Source organism: Pseudomonas trivialis (genome assembly GCF_036864995.1).
Lineage (GTDB): Bacteria > Pseudomonadota > Gammaproteobacteria > Pseudomonadales > Pseudomonadaceae > Aquipseudomonas > Aquipseudomonas trivialis.
On sequence record NZ_CP142151.1, the window covers coordinates 1,657,653 to 1,676,273 of the forward strand.

17 protein-coding genes are annotated in these 18,621 nt (G+C 58.1%); 9 read left to right on the top strand and 8 right to left on the bottom strand.

Annotated elements, in window-relative coordinates; all coding sequences use genetic code 11:
* Positions 1–197: 197 nt before the first annotated feature.
* The 5 genes from VRB54_RS07395 to VRB54_RS07415 all read right to left on the bottom strand — a co-directional run bounded on the left by VRB54_RS07395 (position 198) and on the right by VRB54_RS07415 (position 5,151).
* Positions 198–1,451 carry an O-antigen translocase gene (locus VRB54_RS07395; RefSeq protein ID WP_338480171.1) on the bottom strand — a complete coding sequence of 418 codons (1,254 nt, stop codon included), beginning with the start codon at positions 1,449–1,451 and terminating at the stop codon, positions 198–200.
* Between the two features lie 65 nt (positions 1,452–1,516).
* A complete protein-coding gene (locus tag VRB54_RS07400; protein WP_338480172.1) occupies positions 1,517–2,623 on the bottom strand; it encodes a DegT/DnrJ/EryC1/StrS family aminotransferase in 1,107 nt (368 codons plus the stop codon).
* Positions 2,616–3,557, bottom strand: coding sequence for a GNAT family N-acetyltransferase (locus VRB54_RS07405; protein WP_338480173.1), 942 nt, complete (start codon positions 3,555–3,557; stop codon positions 2,616–2,618). The genes VRB54_RS07400 and VRB54_RS07405 overlap by 8 nt, the downstream gene beginning before the upstream one ends.
* Positions 3,551–4,468, bottom strand: a complete 918-nt coding sequence (locus tag VRB54_RS07410; protein WP_338480174.1) for a hypothetical protein — start codon at positions 4,466–4,468, stop codon at positions 3,551–3,553. The genes VRB54_RS07405 and VRB54_RS07410 overlap by 7 nt, the downstream gene beginning before the upstream one ends.
* Before the next feature lie 8 nt (positions 4,469–4,476).
* Positions 4,477–5,151 carry an acetyltransferase gene (locus VRB54_RS07415; RefSeq protein WP_338480176.1) on the bottom strand — a complete coding sequence of 225 codons (675 nt, stop codon included), beginning with the start codon at positions 5,149–5,151 and terminating at the stop codon, positions 4,477–4,479.
* Between the two features lie 115 nt (positions 5,152–5,266).
* On the opposite strand from VRB54_RS07415, the gene VRB54_RS07420 reads away from it, so the two are divergent.
* The 3 genes from VRB54_RS07420 to VRB54_RS07430 all read left to right on the top strand — a co-directional run bounded on the left by VRB54_RS07420 (position 5,267) and on the right by VRB54_RS07430 (position 7,246).
* Complete coding sequence (locus VRB54_RS07420) at positions 5,267–5,527, top strand: hypothetical protein (RefSeq protein ID WP_338480177.1); 261 nt, start codon at positions 5,267–5,269, stop codon at positions 5,525–5,527.
* A 444-nt stretch (positions 5,528–5,971) separates the two neighbouring features.
* Entirely contained in the window at positions 5,972–6,304 is a 333-nt protein-coding gene (locus VRB54_RS07425) for a ComEA family DNA-binding protein (protein WP_338480178.1), read from the top strand.
* Between the two features lie 93 nt (positions 6,305–6,397).
* Positions 6,398–7,246 carry an urea carboxylase-associated family protein gene (locus VRB54_RS07430; RefSeq protein WP_338480179.1) on the top strand — a complete coding sequence of 283 codons (849 nt, stop codon included), beginning with the start codon at positions 6,398–6,400 and terminating at the stop codon, positions 7,244–7,246.
* Between the two features lie 7 nt (positions 7,247–7,253).
* Here VRB54_RS07430 and VRB54_RS07435 read toward each other — a convergent pair whose 3' ends face one another.
* Positions 7,254–7,421, bottom strand: a complete 168-nt coding sequence (locus VRB54_RS07435; RefSeq protein ID WP_069665401.1) for a DUF2897 family protein — start codon at positions 7,419–7,421, stop codon at positions 7,254–7,256.
* Positions 7,422–7,532: 111 nt separating this feature from the next.
* Positions 7,533–8,897, bottom strand: a complete 1,365-nt coding sequence (eat, locus tag VRB54_RS07440; protein WP_338480180.1) for an ethanolamine permease — start codon at positions 8,895–8,897, stop codon at positions 7,533–7,535.
* Positions 8,898–9,311: 414 nt separating this feature from the next.
* On the opposite strand from eat, the gene kdpF reads away from it, so the two are divergent.
* From kdpF to VRB54_RS07470, 6 genes are all read left to right on the top strand, one after another.
* Positions 9,312–9,401: a K(+)-transporting ATPase subunit F gene (kdpF, locus tag VRB54_RS07445; protein ID WP_003218754.1), complete on the top strand. Its 90-nt coding sequence runs from the start codon at positions 9,312–9,314 to the stop codon at positions 9,399–9,401.
* A 9-nt stretch (positions 9,402–9,410) separates the two neighbouring features.
* A complete protein-coding gene (gene kdpA, locus VRB54_RS07450) occupies positions 9,411–11,105 on the top strand; it encodes a potassium-transporting ATPase subunit KdpA (RefSeq protein WP_338480181.1) in 1,695 nt (564 codons plus the stop codon).
* An 11-nt stretch (positions 11,106–11,116) separates the two neighbouring features.
* Entirely contained in the window at positions 11,117–13,174 is a 2,058-nt protein-coding gene (kdpB, locus tag VRB54_RS07455; RefSeq protein ID WP_209980427.1) for a potassium-transporting ATPase subunit KdpB, read from the top strand.
* A 33-nt stretch (positions 13,175–13,207) separates the two neighbouring features.
* Positions 13,208–13,753, top strand: coding sequence for a potassium-transporting ATPase subunit KdpC (gene kdpC, locus VRB54_RS07460; protein ID WP_057009635.1), 546 nt, complete (start codon positions 13,208–13,210; stop codon positions 13,751–13,753).
* A 288-nt stretch (positions 13,754–14,041) separates the two neighbouring features.
* Positions 14,042–16,693: a sensor histidine kinase KdpD gene (locus VRB54_RS07465; protein WP_338480182.1), complete on the top strand. Its 2,652-nt coding sequence runs from the start codon at positions 14,042–14,044 to the stop codon at positions 16,691–16,693.
* A gap of 37 nt (positions 16,694–16,730) precedes the next feature.
* Entirely contained in the window at positions 16,731–17,420 is a 690-nt protein-coding gene (locus VRB54_RS07470) for a response regulator (protein WP_338480183.1), read from the top strand.
* A 35-nt stretch (positions 17,421–17,455) separates the two neighbouring features.
* On the opposite strand, the gene VRB54_RS07475 is transcribed toward VRB54_RS07470, so the two are convergent.
* Entirely contained in the window at positions 17,456–18,493 is a 1,038-nt protein-coding gene (locus VRB54_RS07475) for a patatin-like phospholipase family protein (protein WP_057009638.1), read from the bottom strand.
* Positions 18,494–18,621 lie beyond the last annotated feature (128 nt).

The window sequence follows — 18,621 nt, forward strand, 5'->3', positions numbered from 1 at the left end:
AACTATTCTTCACTCAGGTCAGGGGCTATAGCTGCCTTCCCGGTACTTAGGCAATCACGTATATGGGGAGCACGTTCCAGCTTGCCCCCCCCCCTATTGTCGTGTACCGGTCTGGTGATGACATCTCCCCCTCTGCTAGTACTACGCACTTTTAATAAAAGAGGGGCTTATGAAGAGTTTACTTTTATAGACTCGCGTCAGGCAAGTCTGATTATATAGCGTCGAGCTACAAATGCAGTGAATAAAAAATACAATGAATAATTTATAATAAACGCATACATTGCGCCTACGAGTCCAAAATAGTCTGTAAGAACGTAAACCCATATCAAGTACGTCAAGCTAAAGAAAACTTCGGAAAATAGAAAGGTCTTGGTCATCGCTTTTGCAAGCATGACAAACGACAATATAAAAGACGCAATTTTAATTACATCGCCCACCAGTTGAGGTGCGTATAAATAAAGTCCACTCAAAAAATCCTCAGAAAAAAGTATTCGTGTGATCAGGTCGCGCATCAAATAAATTATTAGCGCGAGTGTACTCACGACCGGTATCAAGTAAATGTAAGCTGTACGTATTTCTGATATTAATAAGCTTTTTTGTGTGGTCGCTGACAGCTTAGGAAGATAGTAGACATTTATCGCCATTGTAATGAATAACAGGTAAGCGTCTGACACCTTGCTGACGGCTTGCCAATATCCAACCTGCTCCCACGAAAATCGCTCACTTAAAATATTTCGTACGAAAATCTGTATAAGTGGCGCGAGAAGTGCCGAGGTCAACGTCATTAATGAGTATTGCGCCAGCTTGCTCATCATCAGCTTATCCCAGGTGACCTGAAAATAGCGCCAGTTGAAATAGTTGCTTTTTTTGAAGAGAACAAAGCTAATAGCAAATAGACTTGCCTGCCCTAGCAGGAAGGCAAGCAGGACACCGTAGAGTTGGTAGTAGTATCCAAGTATCAAGGGGGCCAGAATACCTGTTAAAGCGCCTAGCACGTGTATGGCGGCGAGGCGCTTAACATCCATCATTCCATTGATAATGGCTATGATGAGGTTGTTTAGAGCTACAAAAATTTGAACGAACGCTAATACCACTATCAGACTTTGGTAACGCAGGTCGCCTAGCAGCCACTGGGTTATATGCTCACTCAGTGATAGCACGCCGACGCACATTACCAGGGAAGAAACCAGCGAAAAGCTGAATGCACAGTTCAAGAGTAGCTTAAGGTCTGTCTTCTGTTCTTTGTATTGTGCCAGATATTTTACAACGCCTGAGCCTACACCGCCGCCGGCAAATACTACCAGCAGCGCGGTCAAGCTCATGAACTGACCAAACTGCGCAACACCTTCCGGGCCAGCCATTACCGCAACCAGTTTCATGACAAGGAATCCCGAGAGCAGCCTTGCCAGTGTGGCGACCGAGGTGAGTACTCCCGTTTTTAATATATTCAAACTTGTACCAAATTCACTATGTTACGGAATGGGAACGTGCGCGCTTCGCTGGACGTACTACTCGATCATTTTGTCTGAAAGTTATTCAGGCATTTAACAATCGTCTCAGCTTCCTCAGCCGTGGTTTCGATATTCAGAGGTATGCTCAATACTCGCTGGTGAATGGCTTCGGTGAGCGGGTAACTGTGAGACGCTAACTCTTTATATGCATTTTGTTTGTGCGCGGGAATCGGGTAGTGAATGAGTGTCTGTATGCCATGGGCGTCCAAATGACTTTTCAAACTTTCTCTGTGATCAGTCTGCACCACAAACAAATGCCAGACATGCTGCTCTTGGCGGGGCACACTGGGTAACTGGATTAAATCGTTTTTTATTTCTTCAATGTAAACATTTGCCAGTTTTCTGCGTTCGATAATTTCGCTGTCAATATAATTGAGTTTTACCCTGAGCATCGCAGCTTGAATTTCGTCAAGTCGGCTGTTTACACCTCTGTGTTGATTTTCGTACTTCTTATAACTGCCGTAGTTACCAAGTGCCCGGATAACAGAGGCAAGCTCCTGGTCATTTGTAGTCACCGCACCGGCATCTCCCAATGCGCCCAGGTTTTTGCCAGGGTAGAAGCTGAAGCCAGATGCATGTCCCCAGTTGCCGGCTTTACGGCCTTCAATGCTTGCACCATGGGATTGTGCGGAATCTTCGAGCACCAGCAAATTGTGCTTTTGCGCAATGTTGCACAGAGCCGGCATATCTGCCAACTGTCCGTAGAGGTGTACAGCCAGAATGACTTTAGTCCTAGGGGTAATCGCTTTCTCTACGCATTCGGCGGAGATATTATATGTTTCAGGATCGGGCTCGACCAGAATTGGAGTCAGTCGATTTTCGCTGATAGCGAGAATGCTGGCGATGTAGGTGTTAGCCGGAACAATGACTTCGTCGCCATCCGAAAGTTTACCCATCTCCTTCCATGCGCGAAGGGTAAGGGTCAACGCATCCAAGCCATTCGCTACGCCTACGCAGTACTGGGTACCGCAATATTTTGCAAATTCTTGTTCGAAACTTGAGAGTTCTTTCCCTCCGATATACCAGCCGGAATCGATGACTCTGGCGCAAGCCTCTTTTAATTCAAGAGTATAGCGCTCGTTGATTTTTTTCAGGTCTAAAAAGTTAATCATTCAGGGCAATCTCATAAAAGTCAATTGTTGTGCCACGTGCGCCGAAACTCTCTTTCTGGGCAATCAGTCCGCTGTTTAGTTGTCGCCCGTTTTCTTCAGTCGAAATTCCGAAACTGAAGTAGTCAACACCGTTCTCCTGACTCTCCTGAATGCAAGATTCTATAAGATGGTCAAGCGCGCCTACTTCTTTGCCTTCTTCACTCGTCGCTAGATATTGCGTATGAACTACCGTGTCAAAAGTGAATAGTAATGTGGCAGCCAGCATTTTCCCTTCACATTCAATTGTTCTCAGTGAAATGTTTTCAGGGAAAAAATCCGATAATAGGGCCAGCTCTGCTGCGCTATGCACGGGAATTGCGTCATGTCGCTCAAGGACTGAACTCAACAATTCGACAAAGCCTTCCCAATTTGTCGATTTGGTCATTACCAGGCTATTTTTCTTGGCACGTGCGATCAGCCATTTCCGGCCTTTTGATAGCTTGAGGCGCCGCTTGAGGTAAATGACACTGGAAAGGTCTCGCCTGGTTAAAGTCGCCCCTACTCTGAACAGGGCGTAGAGATCTTCCTGTGCGCCTTGCATGGCGAATATAAAGGGTATTGCCTTGTAGACAATTTTATTGACGCCTGCTGCTCGTGTGAACGATGCAATAGCTTCGAGGCACGTTAATACGGCATCTGCTTTCACCTTCTGAGAAAGTACCAGACCACCGTAAGTTAATCCGGCATGGCTGGTTAAGACATCGTCTTTACGTGACGCGGGTAATACTGCCAGCAACACGCCATCTTCGTGAATCATTAGAGAGGCATCGTTAAATCGATCAGCGTGATACTCCATGAAGTCACGCTTGAACAAAAATAGCGGCGTCTTGGAATCTGCGATGAAATCATCCCAGACTTGCTTATGCTCTGATGAGTAAAAACTGCAAACTACCACTCTAGAAGCTCCGCGACGCCAAACCCATCGACGCCCATATTGTTACCATTATAGATACAAAAAACTTTGCCATGGGCTGACACCAGTCGTGGGTAGCACAAGTGAGTGGAGTCAAACTCGCCTGGCGAGAGAGCCAATCCGAACTCGGAGTCTCGACGCTCCCAGTGTTTACCGTCCTTGGAGAACGCAACGCCCGGGAAGTAGTCTTCTCCAGACGTACTGCCTTTTGTATAAAACATAATGTAGACGTCATTGTGTTTATACACGGAAGGTCGGCCAATTCGGTATTCGTCGCCTTCTACATCAATGCACAGCAGTTCGGCCTGATCGAAATATATACCGTCAGTGGACTCGGTATACCAGATATTATAGTTAGGGTATTGTTTGCCCTTAATCTCTTCCCAGGAGTCTCCTACCGCAAACCATGCTTTCCAAATGCCATCTTCATATATGATCGAGTGGATAGCGCGAATGGTCGTGCCCCCGTTCGAGCGGTCCAGGACTGGCGCCTCGCTGACTCGATGAAAGGTGTTTCCGCCGTCAGTGCTTTCTGCAAGGCCTGTAAACGCCAGAAACTTCGCCCGTTTCACTAGCTGGAAACCGACATAGTACATTCTTAATACTTCGCCGTGTCTGACGATGTCCCCAAGGATCACACCATTATCATCAAAGCAACCGTCTCGACCGCGATCCAGTACGGGATGGTCGGACACGCCCAGCACCTTTCGCGGATCGCGGGCCGAGATATCGACATAGCCAATTCGGCTTATGCCCTCTTCGTCTCGAAAACCGGCGTACACACGAATGACATCCTCATTCAAGAGGAATGGCGTTGGCGTCATCGCAAAGTCTTTCTTCCAGTCGTTATTCCCTACAGGAGAAAAAACGTGGCCTAGTTTATTCCATTTCATGGCTTCACCTACAACTTTACGCTGAATGAACTTTTCTTTGGCATTTCTTTAGCCGGCGCACCGTAATAGATACGTTCTGGCTCTTTTAAGCTTTTTGATACTAATGCTCCGGAAGCAACGATGCAGTCGCGAGCAATCGTTATCCGATCATTGATGGTAGCGTTGACGCCTATGAAACTGCCACTGCCTATTACACAGTAACCGGAAACGACAACATGCGAGGACAGGAAGCAGTTATCCTCGATTACTGTTCTGTGGCCGATGTGGTTGCCGCTCCACAGCACAACGTTATTTCCGATTTCCACAAACGGTTGGACCGTATTGCTTTCGAAAATAAAGCAGTTATCGCCTATCTTTACATTCCGCCAGACGAAAGCTTTAGAACTGATATAGGTTGCACATTTGTAATTTTTTGATTTCGTCTCGTTGTACAGTCGAGTACGCAAACGATTCAGTTGCGACGCGGGGATTGCGACAAATGCATCGTGTGCATCCGGTGGGAAGTGATCTTCTATATTTTCGAAAGGCACGACAGGTAGGTCATAGAGTGTTGTTTCTGTCAGGTATTCCCGCTCAACGGCGAAACCAGAAACCTCATACTCCGAATCATATGTAAAGTACTCATAAGCAATCATAGCCATTTCTCCAGCGCCGATGATTACTAACTTTTTACCCTTCGCCATTTTCGACCTCCCTATTCAATGTCATCTATATATTATTAATATGCTACACAAAAGATGGAAAAAAATTCAACAATTTGAGCCTTTGTACGCGAAGGTTCCTGCTGTGGATGAGTCCTTGAAAAAACTGACCGGTTTATTTTCTTGGCAGTTTGGCATTGTGGCATTGCAGAACGACGCTCCGAGGCTGTTTTCGCGTCCGGTGCGCGCCCCGGGAGTCTTCACAGGGCCTAGTGTACTGATTGCCGTGGCGAAAATCTCCTTGCAGGTTTATCCCGGCGTGGCCTCGGCCAGCGCCCCGTGCATCGCTTACTGGAGCCAAGTGCCGGTGATGTCCGCTCTCCACGACTTGGCTTTATTTGGCGCTCACCCAACATAAACAAAGTTTTGACTCAGGTTCTTCTCTGCGGGAACACTGAGTGTCTGACGGTGCATAAAGTACGTTTTCTGCGCCTTAATTCTGTGTCGCTTGTCCGTATTGCATCGGTCGCCAGGGAGCGGTGTTCAACATGCCGGATAGAGGCCCTCGTTCACTCCCCAAGTGACCAGACCCAGGCTATCGAATAAGGTTCGTTTCAAGTCTTGATGACGCATTTACCTTCGATTGACAGGCGTTGGAGTCGATTCAGTATCGTGCCCTGACGGGGGCACCCTGCGAAACCCTGTCAGGCATGTGTGTCCATGAGTGTTTCCTGAGACTGGATAATCGCTCTTTCACACCCTGTTACGCACCCACTTTTGACACCTTCCAATCATCGCCTAAGTTAGAAAAGCAGCTTCGGAAAAGCTGCTTTTCTCTCAACGATGTCATGGAGCGTCACCGATGCAAAACACCTATATCTCGTCTCTGATCTTCGCCTTTCTCAGCACTCTCTCCATTGCCAGCAACGCAGCACCGTCCCTGAAGCCCGAACCCCCAACCCCCATCTCCGCCCAAATGACCCAGACTGATCAAGCTGCCAAGGTCAACCTCAATGCCGCTGATGCCGAAACCCTGCGTCGTGAGCTCTTCGGTATTGGCGCCGCAAAGGCCAGGGCGATCATCGCCTATCGTGAAAGCAATGGTCCTTTTACAGCGGTAGACGAATTGCTTGAAGTCAAAGGCATTGGCAAAGCGCTGCTGGAGAAGAATCGTGAAAGGCTGTTGATTAACTAAGGGGATAGCGCGAAAGACCGGTCATTGACCGGTCTTTTTATTTGCGCAACTCTGCGTCGTCGGCCTTACTTGATCATCCTGGGAGGTTTCCTCGTGTACAAAGACTATCCAGCCGCTCACCAAGTCAGTGAAGGTTCGGCATTGCAGGTGGACACGGCGTTCTATGAGCGCATTCGTGATCAAAAGAATCAGCGCACTCTGATCGAACAATTCGAAGTCCCAATCCGCACGGGACGCGCATGGAACGTCCCCGCCAGTCATGTCTTCCGCGTCACCACTCCGGTAGGCCCGCAAGTAGGCGACTTCAACCTCTGGAACGCCCACGACCCGCGCGAGCGCCTGTGGGCGGCACGCACCCGTCAATTGCAGGGCGCCCATGTCAGCACTCACGACCGACTATGGTCGAACCTGCCTTTTCTAAGGCCCCTGGTCACCATCACCGACGACAGCCTGGCCGGCTACGGTATCGATGAACACGGCGGTCGCCTGCACGATCTGCTCGGCACGCGGTGCGATCCCTATGTGAATCGCATGCTGACCGGCGAGGATTTCCATCATCACTGCCACTCGAACCTGACCCGTGCAGTATTGCCCCACGGCCTGACAGAATTCGACGTGCATGACGTGCTGAATATTTTCCAGTGCACCGGGCTCAATCACGATGACTTGTATTTCATGAAAGCCTGCCCGGCGCAGAAGGGCGACTACCTTGAGTTCTTCGCCGAGATTGACCTGCTGTGCGCGCTATCGACGTGCCCGGGTGGAGATTTGTCGTTGCCGATGTGGGGGCCGCAGGCGCAGGACCCGCTGACGGTGTGTCGTCCGTTGGGCGTTGAGATCTACAGGCTGGAGGATGAGCTGCTGAGCGGCTGGAGCCAGCCGGAACGTGCTGCCTATAAAGGTCAGCACGGTTTGCATATTGCCAGAGCGGAGTGGGAGTAAACCCGGTTCAGCGGTCCTGCGCGTCCTTGGCATCCGCTTGCGCATTGCGCTGGGCCACGCGCTTGCGTTGTTCGTCGGTGAGTTCCACCTTGTTGGCGCTGTCACGCAGCATCATGAGGCCACCGACGATCGACCCGATCGCTACTACCATAATCAACCACGCATACCACGGCATAACGCTCTCCTTGAGGCAGATCGCCGTGGGAGAATTTTCCCACGGTAATAACTGCTTTGAGTGACGGGCTTTCTGAGTAGTTCAGTGTAGGCCCGTTCTGCCTCCCACGTCTTATAGGCCGGTCAGCATTGCGTCCGCCGGCGCATCGGCGCGGTCTTGTGCGGTCAATTGGAAGTACACGAAGCCAACGGCCATGAAGCCGAGAAAGATCAGCCCGATCAACGTGTTGAACCAGGCCATGGCCACCAGGCACACCACCGCCAACACCAACGCAATGCCCGGCACGATGGGATAGCCCGGCGCGCGGAAGGTGCGCTCCAGCAGGGGTTCGGTCTTACGCAGTTTGAACAGGCTGAGCATGCTCATGATGTACATGACGATGGCGCCGAACACGGCCATGGTGATCATCGCGGCGGTCAGGGTCATGCCACCGAGGTTGATCAGGCCATCGCTGTAGATGGCTGCGATGCCGACGATGCCGCCGGCGATGATTGCGCGGTGCGGTGTCTGAAAACGCGACAGTTTGGCGAGGAAGGAGGGCAGGTAACCGGCGCGTGCCAGGGCGAAGAACTGCCGCGAGTAGCCAAGGATGATGCCGTGGAAGCTCGCCACCAGGCCGAACAGGCCGATCCACACCAGCATGTGCAGCCAGCCGGAGTTGTCGCCCACTACGGTTTTCATGGCTTGGGGCAGCGGGTCGTTGATGTTCGCCAGGGTGCGCCAGTCACCCACACCGCCGGCGAAGAACATCACGCCCATGGCCAGAATCACCAGGGTGAGGATGCCGCTGATGTAGGCCTTTGGAATGGTGCGCTTGGGATCTTTCGCTTCCTCGGCCGCCATGGCTGCGCCCTCGATGGCGAGGAAGAACCAGATGGCGAAGGGGATCGCCGCAAACATCCCGGCAATCGCCGGTGCGCCGAACGTATCGGACCCGGCCCAGCCATTGAGGGCGAAGTTGCTGAAGCTGAACGCGGGGGCGACCACGCCCATGAACACCAGCAGCTCGGCGACGGCGAGTACGCACACCACCAGTTCGAAGGTGGCGGCGAGTTTCACGCCAAGGATGTTCAGGCCCATGAACACTATATAGGCGCCAACCGCCGCGTGCTTCGGGTCCAGGGCCGGGAACTGCACGTTCAGGTAGGCGCCGATGGCCAGGGCGATGGCGGGTGGCGCGAACACGAATTCGATCAGCGTCGCGAGGCCGGCGATCAAACCGCCTTTTTCACCAAAGGCGCGGCGGCTGTAGGCAAAGGGGCCGCCAGCATGAGGAATCGCGGTAGTGAGTTCGGTGAAACTGAAGATGAAGCAGGTGTACATCGCGGCGACCATCAATGACGTCACCAGGAACCCGAGGGTGCCGGCCACGCCCCAGCCGTAGCTCCAGCCGAAGTATTCCCCGGAGATCACCAGCCCGACGGCGATACCCCATAAATGCAGGGTGCCCAAGGTGGGTTTGAGGTGTGTGTTCATTTTGTTGCGCTCCTTGAACGGTTTGGAATGATTCAAGGTGTTGCAGCGGGCATGCCAGTCAGGAGAACCGTGTCGTAAAGGGGGGCAACTGTCGTGTGGGGAATGGTTTTGGCGTTCAATCCTGTTTGAACAGCACCAGATAAGTGCGGCGGTGATGGGGCTGACGCTTTCGCGGGCAAGCCCGCTCCCACAGTTGACCGCATTTCTGCAGGTCAGACGCGACCCCATGTGAGAGTCGGGCTTGCCCGCGATGAGGCCCGTTCAAGCAATGCAAACCTGCGGTGTAAACCCCGCATAAACCCACTCTTTACGCCGTCTTTACGCCCCGCCCACGGCCTCGCTCTCGTTCCTTTACACCACTCCTGCGGACAATTGCCCCACACGCGGCACTCGCCGCACAACGGAGAGACTTCCATGAGCGTTCTGGACGGGGTGTCACTGCTATTGGCCGTGGCGCTGTTCATTTATCTGCTGGTTGCGCTGTTACGCGCGGATCGGAACTAGGAGTTGGGCATGCACAGTTATGACTATTGGCTGATCATTGCCTTCTTTGCCGTGGTGCTGGTACCGGCACCCTTGCTCGGGCGTTTTTACTACAAGGTGATGGAAGGCCAGCGCACCTGGCTGAGCCCTGTGCTGGGGCCGGTGGAAAGAGCCTGCTATCGCCTGTCCGGCGTGGATGAACAGCAGGAACAGAGCTGGCAGAAATACACGCTGGCCTTGCTCGCGTTCAACCTCGCGGGTTTTCTGCTGTTGTTCGCGATCCTGCTGTTCCAGGACTACCTGCCGCTCAATCCGCAGAAACTGCCGGGTCAGGAGTGGACGTTGGCCTTCAACACGGCGGTCAGTTTCATGACCAACACCAATTGGCAGTCCTACAGCGGTGAGGCGTCCCTGAGCTACCTCAGTCAGATGGCCGGCCTGACCGTGCAGAACTTCGTCAGTGCGGCCACGGGGCTGGCAGTCCTCGTCGCTCTTTGCCGTGGGATCGGTCGCAAATCCACCGCGACATTGGGTAACTTCTGGGTCGACATGACCCGCGCCACCCTCTACGGCCTGCTGCCGTTGTGCCTGGTGCTGGCGCTGTTCCTGGTGTGGCAGGGCGTGCCGCAAACCTTCGCCCACTACGTCGATGCCGTGACAATGCAAGGCGCGGATCAAGTGATCCCCTTGGGTCCTGCGGCCAGCCAGATTGCGATCAAGCAACTGGGCACCAACGGCGGCGGTTTCTTCGGCGTCAACTCGGCGCACCCGTTCGAGGACCCGACCGCTTGGGCCAACCTGTTCGAGCTCGCGGCGATCATCCTTATTCCGGTGGCGCTGGTGTTCACCTTCGGCCACTACGTCAAGGACCTGCGCCAGAGCCGCGCGATCCTCGGCTGCATGCTCGCGTTGTTCCTGATCGGCGGCGCGACCTCGCTGTGGGCCGAATACCAGCCCAACCCGACCCTGAACAACCCCGCCGTGGAGCAGACCGCACCGCTGGAAGGCAAGGAAGCGCGCTTTGGCACCACCGGTACCGTGCTCTGGTCGGTGACGACTACGGCGGCGTCCAACGGTTCGGTCAACGGTATGCAGGACAGCCTCAATCCGTTGAGCGGGATGGTGGCGCTGGTCAACATGATGGTCGGCGAAGTGATCTTCGGCGGCGTTGGCGCCGGTATGTACGGCATGCTGCTCAACGTGCTGATCGCAGTCTTCCTCGCCGGCCTGATGATCGGCCGCACCCCTGAATACCTGGGCAAGAAACTCCAGGCCAAGGAAGTGCAACTGCTCGTGGTGACCCTGCTGGTGATGCCGGTTGGCGTACTGGTGCTAGGCGCCATCGCCGCCAGCCTGCCAGGCCCGGCCGGTGCAATCAGCAACCCCGGACCCCATGGTTTCAGCCAGTTGCTCTACGCCTACACCTCGGCCAGTGCCAACAACGGCTCGGCGTTCGGCGGCTTCAGTGGCAACACGCCATTCCATAACCTGATGCTGAGCCTGGGCATGTTGATCGGCCGCTTCGGCTACATCCTCCCGGTGCTGGCCCTGGCCGGCAGCCTGGCGATGAAGAAGACCGCGCCGATTGGCCAGAACAGCTTTCCCACCCACGGCCCGCTGTTCGTGACGCTGTTGACCGTGACCATTTTGCTGGTGGGCGGCCTGACGTTCCTGCCGACGCTGGCATTGGGCCCTATCGCTGAACACCTGAGCATGGGCTTCTGAGGGATATGAAAATGAATATGCCTGCAAACAACGCGGCCCCGGTCAAACCCCAGGAACCCGCCAAAACCGCAATCTCCGCGCTGTGGCGCCCGGCGCTGGTCCAGGCCTTCGTCAAGCTCGACCCACGGCAGTTGCAACGCTCGCCAGTGATGCTGGTGGTCGAATTGACTGCCATCCTTACCACCGTGCTGTGTTTCGTGCCCGACACCGCCGTGCCCACCTTTGTCGCTGCGCAGATTGCGCTGTGGCTGTGGTTCACTGTGCTGTTCGCCAACTTCGCCGAAGCGCTGGCCGAAGGCCGTGGCAAGGCCCGCGCCGACAGCCTCAAGGCCGGCAGTGAAGGCCTCGGCGCACGGCGCAAAGAGGCCGATGGCACCTTCAAGATGGTACCCGCTGCCAGCCTGCGCAAGGGCGACGTGGTGCGCGTGGTCGTCGGCGAAATGATCCCCGGCGACGGTGAAGTCATCGAAGGGATCGCCGCAGTCAACGAAGCCGCGATCACTGGCGAATCCGCCCCGGTCATCCGCGAATCCGGCGGCGACCGTTCGGCCGTCACCGGCAATACGCGGCTGGTGTCCGACTGGCTGCTGGTGCGTATTACTGCCAACCCCGGTGAATCCACCCTGGACCGCATGATTGCCCTCGTGGAAGGCGCCAAGCGCCAGAAAACCCCTAACGAAGTGGCACTGGACATCCTGCTGATTGGCCTGACCCTGATATTCCTGATGGTCGTGGTCACCCTGCAGCCGTTTGCCCACTTTGCCAATGGCAGCTTGCCCCTGGTGTTCCTCGTCGCACTGCTGGTGACGCTGATTCCTACCACCATTGGCGGCTTGTTGTCGGCCATCGGTATCGCCGGCATGGACCGTCTGGTGCGCCTCAATGTGATCGCCAAGTCCGGCCGCGCCGTGGAAGCGGCGGGTGACGTGCATGTGTTGTTGCTGGACAAGACCGGCACCATTACGTTCGGCAACCGCCGGTGCTCGGCGGTGGTCGCCGCGCCAGGCGTCAGTGGCCGCGAGGTGGCCGAAGGTGCCTTGTTCGCGTCCCTGGCGGATGACACGGCGGAGGGCAAATCCATCGTCGAATACCTGCGCGCCTTGCACCCCCAGGCGGAGCCGTCGCTGGATGAATTGACCGCCGTGCCGTTCAGTGCCGAAACCCGTCTGTCCGGTGTCGACTACCAGGGCCGCGTATTTCGCAAAGGCGCGGTGGATTCGTTGCTGGCGTTTATCGGCCTGCAACGCAGTGACCTGTTACCGGCGCTCTCGCGGGAAATCGACAAGATCGCCCAGAGCGGTGGCACGCCGTTGCTGGTGTGCGCCGACGGCAAACTGCTCGGCGCGATCCACCTCAAGGACGTGGTCAAGCCCGGTATCCGCGAGCGTTTCGCCGAGCTGCGCAAGCTGGGCATCCGCACCGTGATGGTCACCGGTGACAACCCGCTGACGGCCGCCGCGATTGCCGCCGAAGCCGGCGTGGACGATGTGCTGGCCGAGGCCACCCCGGAGAAAAAACTCGCCCGCATCCGCCTCGAGCAAAATGACGGGCGTCTGGTTGCCATGTGCGGCGACGGTGCCAACGACGCTCCGGCGCTGGCCCAGGCAGACGTCGGCATGGCGATGAACGATGGCACCCAGGCCGCCCGTGAAGCGGCCAACATGGTCGACCTCGACAGCGACCCCACCAAGCTGCTGGACGTGGTGCAGATCGGCAAGGAATTGCTGGTGACCCGAGGCGCGCTGACGACGTTCTCCATCGCCAACGACGTGGCCAAGTACTTCGCCATCCTGCCCGCGCTGTTCGCCGCGATCTACCCGCAGTTGGGCGTGCTCAACGTGATGCACCTGCAGAGCCCGCAGAGCGCGATCCTTTCGGCGATTGTGTTCAACGCGCTGATCATCGTGGTGCTGATTCCCCTGGCCCTGCGCGGTGTGCGCGTGCAGGCGGCGAGTGCGGCGGCGTTGCTGCGGCGCAACCTGCTGATCTATGGCCTGGGCGGCCTGCTGGTGCCGTTCGTGGGCATCAAGGCGATCGACATGCTGCTGACGGCGTTGCACCTGGTGTAACGCTCGCCTTCCCGACTTAGTGAGGATTTGACCATGACTAACATGATCCGCCCGGCCTTGAGCCTGCTGGTTCTGATGACCCTGATCACCGGCGTCGCCTATCCGCTGGTGGTCACCGGAGTGGCCCAAGTGGCGTTCCCCGCCCAGGCCAACGGCAGTCTGGTGCGTGATGCCAGCGGCAAGGTGCGCGGCTCCAGCCTGATCGCCCAGGACTTTACCGGCGACGGCTGGTTCCACCCACGGCCTTCGGCCGGGGCTTTCGCCACGGTATCCAGCAGCGCCAGTAATCTGGGCCCAAGCAACCCGGCGCTGGCTACGCGCGTGTTCGACGACGCGACCAAACAGCAGGTGCCAGGCCAGGGCCCGGTGCCGCTGGCCTCGCTGACCACCTCCGGCAGCGGCCTGGATCCGCACTTGCCACCGCCGGCGATTGCCTATCAACTGGCGCGGGTGGCCGCGGCGCGAAATGTGCCGGTGGCGACCTTGCAGCGCTTGCTGGATGAACACATCGAAAGCCCGTTGGTGGGCCCGCCGGTGGTGAATGTCCTGGCCCTGAACATGGCCCTGGAAAAGTTGTAGGCAGCGCCCGTCATCGCGGGCAAGCCCTAATGCCGTTCAGTTAAGGAAAATGTGTGGGCTTATTGTGGCGAGCGGGCTTGCCCCGCGTTGGGGTGCGAAGCGCCCCCAATCGAGCAAAACGCGGTGTACCTGATACGGCTCAGCGCCTGGCTTTGGGGCTGCTGCGCAGCCCAACGCAGGACAAGCCTGCTCGCCACAGGGAATCTGCGCTTAACTGAACGGCATTAGGGCTTGCCCGCGATAAGGCTATAAAAGCCCCTCCCTAAACACCTGAAGGAACCCTGAAGCATGAGCGACTCCGGCCGCGCCGACGCCCTGTTAGCCGATCTGCCCCGGGATGGCCGTGGCCGACTCAAAGTTTTCCTCGGTGCCGCGCCCGGTGTGGGCAAGACCTACGCCATGCTCCAGGCCGCCCATACCCAACTGCGCCAGGGCGTGCGACTGATCGCCGGGGTGGTTGAAACCCACGGCCGCGCCGAGACCGAAGCCTTGCTCGGCGGCCTGCCGCAACAACCGTTGCTGCGCAGCGAATACCGCGGCGTGATGCTCGAAGAAATGGACCTCGACGGCTTGCTCGCGGCCCGGCCCGCGTTGGTGCTGGTGGATGAACTGGCCCACAGCAATGCGCCCGGCAGCCGTCATGAAAAACGCTGGCAGGATATTCAGGAGTTGCTCGCGGCCGGTATCGACGTGTTCACCACAGTCAACGTCCAGCACCTGGAAAGCCTTAATGATCAAGTGCGCGGCATCACCGGCGTGCATGTGCGTGAAACCCTGCCGGACTGGGTGCTGCAGGAAGCCGACGAACTGCTGCTGATCGACCTGCCGTCCCGTGAGTTGCTCGAGCGCCTGCGCGACGGCAAGGTTTATGTGCCGGAGCAGGCCCGCGCCGCCATCGATGCGTTTTTTACCCAGACCAACCTGATGGCCCTGCGCGAGCTGGCGATGCAAACCGCCGCCGCCCATGTCGACGATGACCTGGCCCAGGGCTATCGCCAACTCGGCCAGGCCGCACCGGCGGTGCGTGGCCGCTTGCTGGTGGGCGTGGACGGCGACGCGCAGGCCGAGCGTCTGGTACGGCATGCCAGTCGCGTGGCCCAGCGCCGGCATTTGCCGTGGAGCCTGGTGCATATCGATAACGGCCGGGCGCGGGATGAGCAGTCGCGCCTGCGTCTGCAAAACGCGCAGCAACTGGCCGAGCGCCTGGGCGGCGAGGTGGTGTTGTTGCGCGCCGGCGAGGTGGCCAGGACGTTGATCCAGCACGCCGCCGAACGCCGAGCCAGCCTGCTGCTGGTGGGGCAGTCGCGGATGCGCTGGCGCCGCCGGCTGCTGGGGGGCGGGCTGGCCGTACGCCTGCTGCGCCAGGCGCGGGGCCTGGAAATCAATGTGCTCGACAGCGACGAGTTGCCCGCGCCGCCGCGCTTGCCGCAGGTGATGGGGCTGCGCTGGTTCGATTACGCCCTGGCGGTGGTGGCGACTCTGGTGGCGGCGGCCGTGGCCTGGGGGGTGTCCAGTGTGATGCCGTTGCCGAACATCTCACTGGTGTTTCTTGCCGCTGTGTTGCTGGTGGCGGTACGCAGCAGCCTTGGGCCGTCGCTGGTGTGTGCCGCGTTCTCCTTCATGGCTTACGACTTTCTGTTTATCCCGCCGAATTTCTCTTTCGCCATCCAGCGCGAAGAAGACGTGCTGACGCTGTTGTTCTTCCTGTTGATGGCCGCGCTCACCGGCAACCTGGCCGCGCGGCAGCGCCAGCAATTGCAGGCGCTGCGCGATACCCAGGAAGAAACCAGCGAACTGCTGGACCTGTCCCGCAAGCTGACCGCCGCCACCGATCGCCAGGCGGTGATCAGCGCGGCGACCCTGCACCTGCAGGGGTGGAGCGACCTCGATCTGTGCCTGGTCAATCGCGACGGGCAGGGCGGCTGGACGGTCGAAACCGGCGGCCCGCTGACGTTCACCGAAGCCGAGCGCGCCGCCGCCGACTGGGCCTGGCAACATGACCAGCCGGCAGGCCGGGGCACTGGCACCTTGCCGTTTGGGCGTTGGTGGTGGTGGCCGTTGTCGGGCGAAGAAGGCCCGCTGGGCTTGCTCGGTGTGAGTGCCAAGCCGGGCCTGGAACTGAGCGGCCAGCGTCGACGCTTGCTCACGGCCTTGAGCCAACCGCTGGCGCAGGCCCTGGCCCGCGCGCAGTTGGCGCAGGAGCTCGAATCCGCGCGCTTGCATGGCGAAACCGAGCAACTGCGCAGCGCCTTGCTCGCCTCGGTGTCCCACGACTTGCGCACGCCGTTGACCTCCATGCGCGGTAGCATCGACAGCCTGCTGGCGCTCGGCGAAGCGATTCCTCTGAACGATCGCCGCGAACTGCTGGAAGGCACCCGCGATGAGGCCGAGCGCCTGGACCGCTATATCCAGAACCTGCTCGACATGACCCGCCTGGGGCACGGCGCACTCAAGCTGGCGCGCGACTGGGTGTCGCCGGGCGATATCGTCGGCAGCGCCCTTGGCCGTCTGCGCGCGGTGCTGGCGCCGTTGCAGGTGATCACCGATGTGCCAGCGGAACTGCCGTTGCTGTATGTGCACGCGGCGCTGATCGAACAGGCGCTGGTCAACGTGCTGGAAAACGCCGCGCGCTTTTCACCGGTTCAAGGCCGCTTGCAGTTGAGCGCCGGCGTCGCGGACGATCAGCTGTTTTTCGCCGTGGCCGATGAGGGGCCGGGGATTCCCGAAGATGAACGCGCGAAGATTTTCGATATGTTCTATACCGCCGCTCGGGGTGACCGGGGCGGGCAGGGCACGGGCCTGGGCCTGGCAATCTGCCAGGGCATGGTTGGCGCGCACGGCGGGCATATCCGCGTGGCCGATGGCATCGACGGACGCGGCACCTGCATCACCTTGTTTCTGCCTTTGCCGGCACAACCTGGCCTAGAGCGTGAGGCGTGAGATACCCTGTGTTCTCGACGATTTATGATTGGACGCCATGAGCCAGACCGCGACTATTTTGGTCATTGATGATGAGCCGCAGATCCGCAAGTTTCTGCGCATCAGCCTGGCTTCCCAAGGCTACAAAGTGATCGAGGCCGGCACTGGCACCGAGGGCCTGGCCCAGGCGGCGCTGAACAAGCCGGACTTGCTGGTGCTCGACCTTGACCTGCCGGACATGGACGGCCAACAGGTGCTGCGCGAGTTTCGCGAATGGTCCACCGTGCCGGTGCTGGTGCTGTCGGTCCGCGCCAGCGAAGGGCAGAAAGTCGAAGCCCTGGACAGTGGCGCCAACGACTACGTGACCAAACCGTTCGGCATCCAGGAGTTCCTCGCCCGTATCCGCGCGTTGTTGCGCCAGGCGCCGGCAGGCGAGGCTCAGGAAGCCGCGTTGCGCTTCGGTTCGCTCACCGTGGACCTGGCCTATCGCCGGGTATTGCTTGACGGCGCCGAAGTGGCGTTGACACGCAAGGAGTACGCGGTGCTGGCGCAACTGGCGCGCCATCCGGGGCGGGTGATCACCCAGCAGCAACTGCTCAAGGACATCTGGGGCCCGACCCACACCGAGGACAGCCACTATCTGCGTATCGTGGTGGGGCATCTGCGGCAGAAGCTGGCGGATGACCCGACCCAGCCGCGATTTATCCTGACGGAGCCGGGGGTGGGGTATCGGTTGCTAAGCAGCTGAGTGCCGCTGCGGCTGGACTGGCCTCTTCGCCACTCTCAACCCTGCTCACTCTCATACCGATCCAACGTATCGCTGGCAATCTCCCGCCCCAGCGCGATCAACTCCGGCGCCTTGTAAAACTCGAAAAACCGACACACCCGCTTGGGCACGTTGATCAGCACATCCGGCGGGTACCCGGCGATCTTGTACTGCGCCAGCGATGTTTGCATTACCTCGAAACTCTGGTTGATCAAGTCCAGCAGCGACGCCGGCCCGACGTTATCGATAATGAAAGAGCCGGTGGCCGACTTCGGTGCGCCGGGTTTTTCCGGCGCGGCGGCGGGCTGCTGGGATTCGGGCTCGGCCGACTCCAGCCACGGGTTGATTTCCGCCGCGTGGGCCTGCAGTGCTTCCTGCTCGAGTTTCATCAACTGTTCGGCCTGCTTGCGGCGAAACGGCAGGTGCGAACCGAGTGATTTGGCCAGGCTGTTGAAGCGGCTCTTGAACGCCGGCGGGCGCTGGATCACCGGCAAATGGTAGTGCTTCTGGTTGGTGGCGTTGAGGTTGACCGCGATGATCAGGTCGCAATGGCTCGACACCACCGGCACGATCGGCAACGGGTTGAGCAGGCCGCCGTCCACCAGCATGCGGTTGCCCTGCATCACCGGGGTAAACAGGCTGGGGATTGCCGCCGAGGCGCGCATGGCCTGGTGCAGGCAGCCTTCCTGGAACCAGATTTCCTGCTGGTTGGTCAGGTCGGTGGCGACGGCGGTGTAGGGGATGCGCAGGTCTTCGATATTGATCTCGCCGACGATCTTGCGGATCTGCCCGAACACTTTCTCGCCACGAATCGCCCCCAGGCGAAAGCTCACGTCCACCAGGCGCAACACATCGAGGTAGTCCAGGCTTTCGATCCAGTTGCGATAGTCGTCCAGCTTGCCAGCGGCGTAGATCCCGCCCACTACCGCGCCCATGGAACAACCGGCGATACAGGCGATGTCATAGCCGCGTCGTTCGATTTCCTCGATCACGCCGATATGAGCGTAACCCCGGGCCCCGCCGGACCCCAACACCAAGGCAACACGTTTCTTCATAGTCCCTGTCCTACACAAAACAGGTGCCCACAATGCACCCATTGAGGGGCCCGCTTCAATCGTCGCGGCTGCTTCACAATAGTTCTCCAGAATAGCGACGGGGCTAGGGTATGCTTCGGCAATCAGCG

Coding starts and splice junctions, on each gene's coding strand:
- VRB54_RS07475 (WP_057009638.1), bottom strand. CDS start 18,493: ATGAAGAAACGTGTTGCCTTGGTGTTGGGGTCCGGCGGGGCCCGGGGT.
- VRB54_RS07465 (WP_338480182.1), top strand. CDS start 14,042: ATGAGCGACTCCGGCCGCGCCGACGCCCTGTTAGCCGATCTGCCCCGG.
- VRB54_RS07410 (WP_338480174.1), bottom strand. CDS start 4,468: ATGAAATGGAATAAACTAGGCCACGTTTTTTCTCCTGTAGGGAATAAC.
- kdpB (WP_209980427.1), top strand. CDS start 11,117: ATGAATATGCCTGCAAACAACGCGGCCCCGGTCAAACCCCAGGAACCC.
- VRB54_RS07435 (WP_069665401.1), bottom strand. CDS start 7,421: ATGCCGTGGTATGCGTGGTTGATTATGGTAGTAGCGATCGGGTCGATC.
- VRB54_RS07400 (WP_338480172.1), bottom strand. CDS start 2,623: ATGATTAACTTTTTAGACCTGAAAAAAATCAACGAGCGCTATACTCTT.
- VRB54_RS07415 (WP_338480176.1), bottom strand. CDS start 5,151: ATGGCGAAGGGTAAAAAGTTAGTAATCATCGGCGCTGGAGAAATGGCT.
- kdpA (WP_338480181.1), top strand. CDS start 9,411: ATGCACAGTTATGACTATTGGCTGATCATTGCCTTCTTTGCCGTGGTG.
- VRB54_RS07470 (WP_338480183.1), top strand. CDS start 16,731: ATGAGCCAGACCGCGACTATTTTGGTCATTGATGATGAGCCGCAGATC.
- VRB54_RS07425 (WP_338480178.1), top strand. CDS start 5,972: ATGCAAAACACCTATATCTCGTCTCTGATCTTCGCCTTTCTCAGCACT.
- eat (WP_338480180.1), bottom strand. CDS start 8,897: ATGAACACACACCTCAAACCCACCTTGGGCACCCTGCATTTATGGGGT.
- kdpF (WP_003218754.1), top strand. CDS start 9,312: ATGAGCGTTCTGGACGGGGTGTCACTGCTATTGGCCGTGGCGCTGTTC.
- kdpC (WP_057009635.1), top strand. CDS start 13,208: ATGACTAACATGATCCGCCCGGCCTTGAGCCTGCTGGTTCTGATGACC.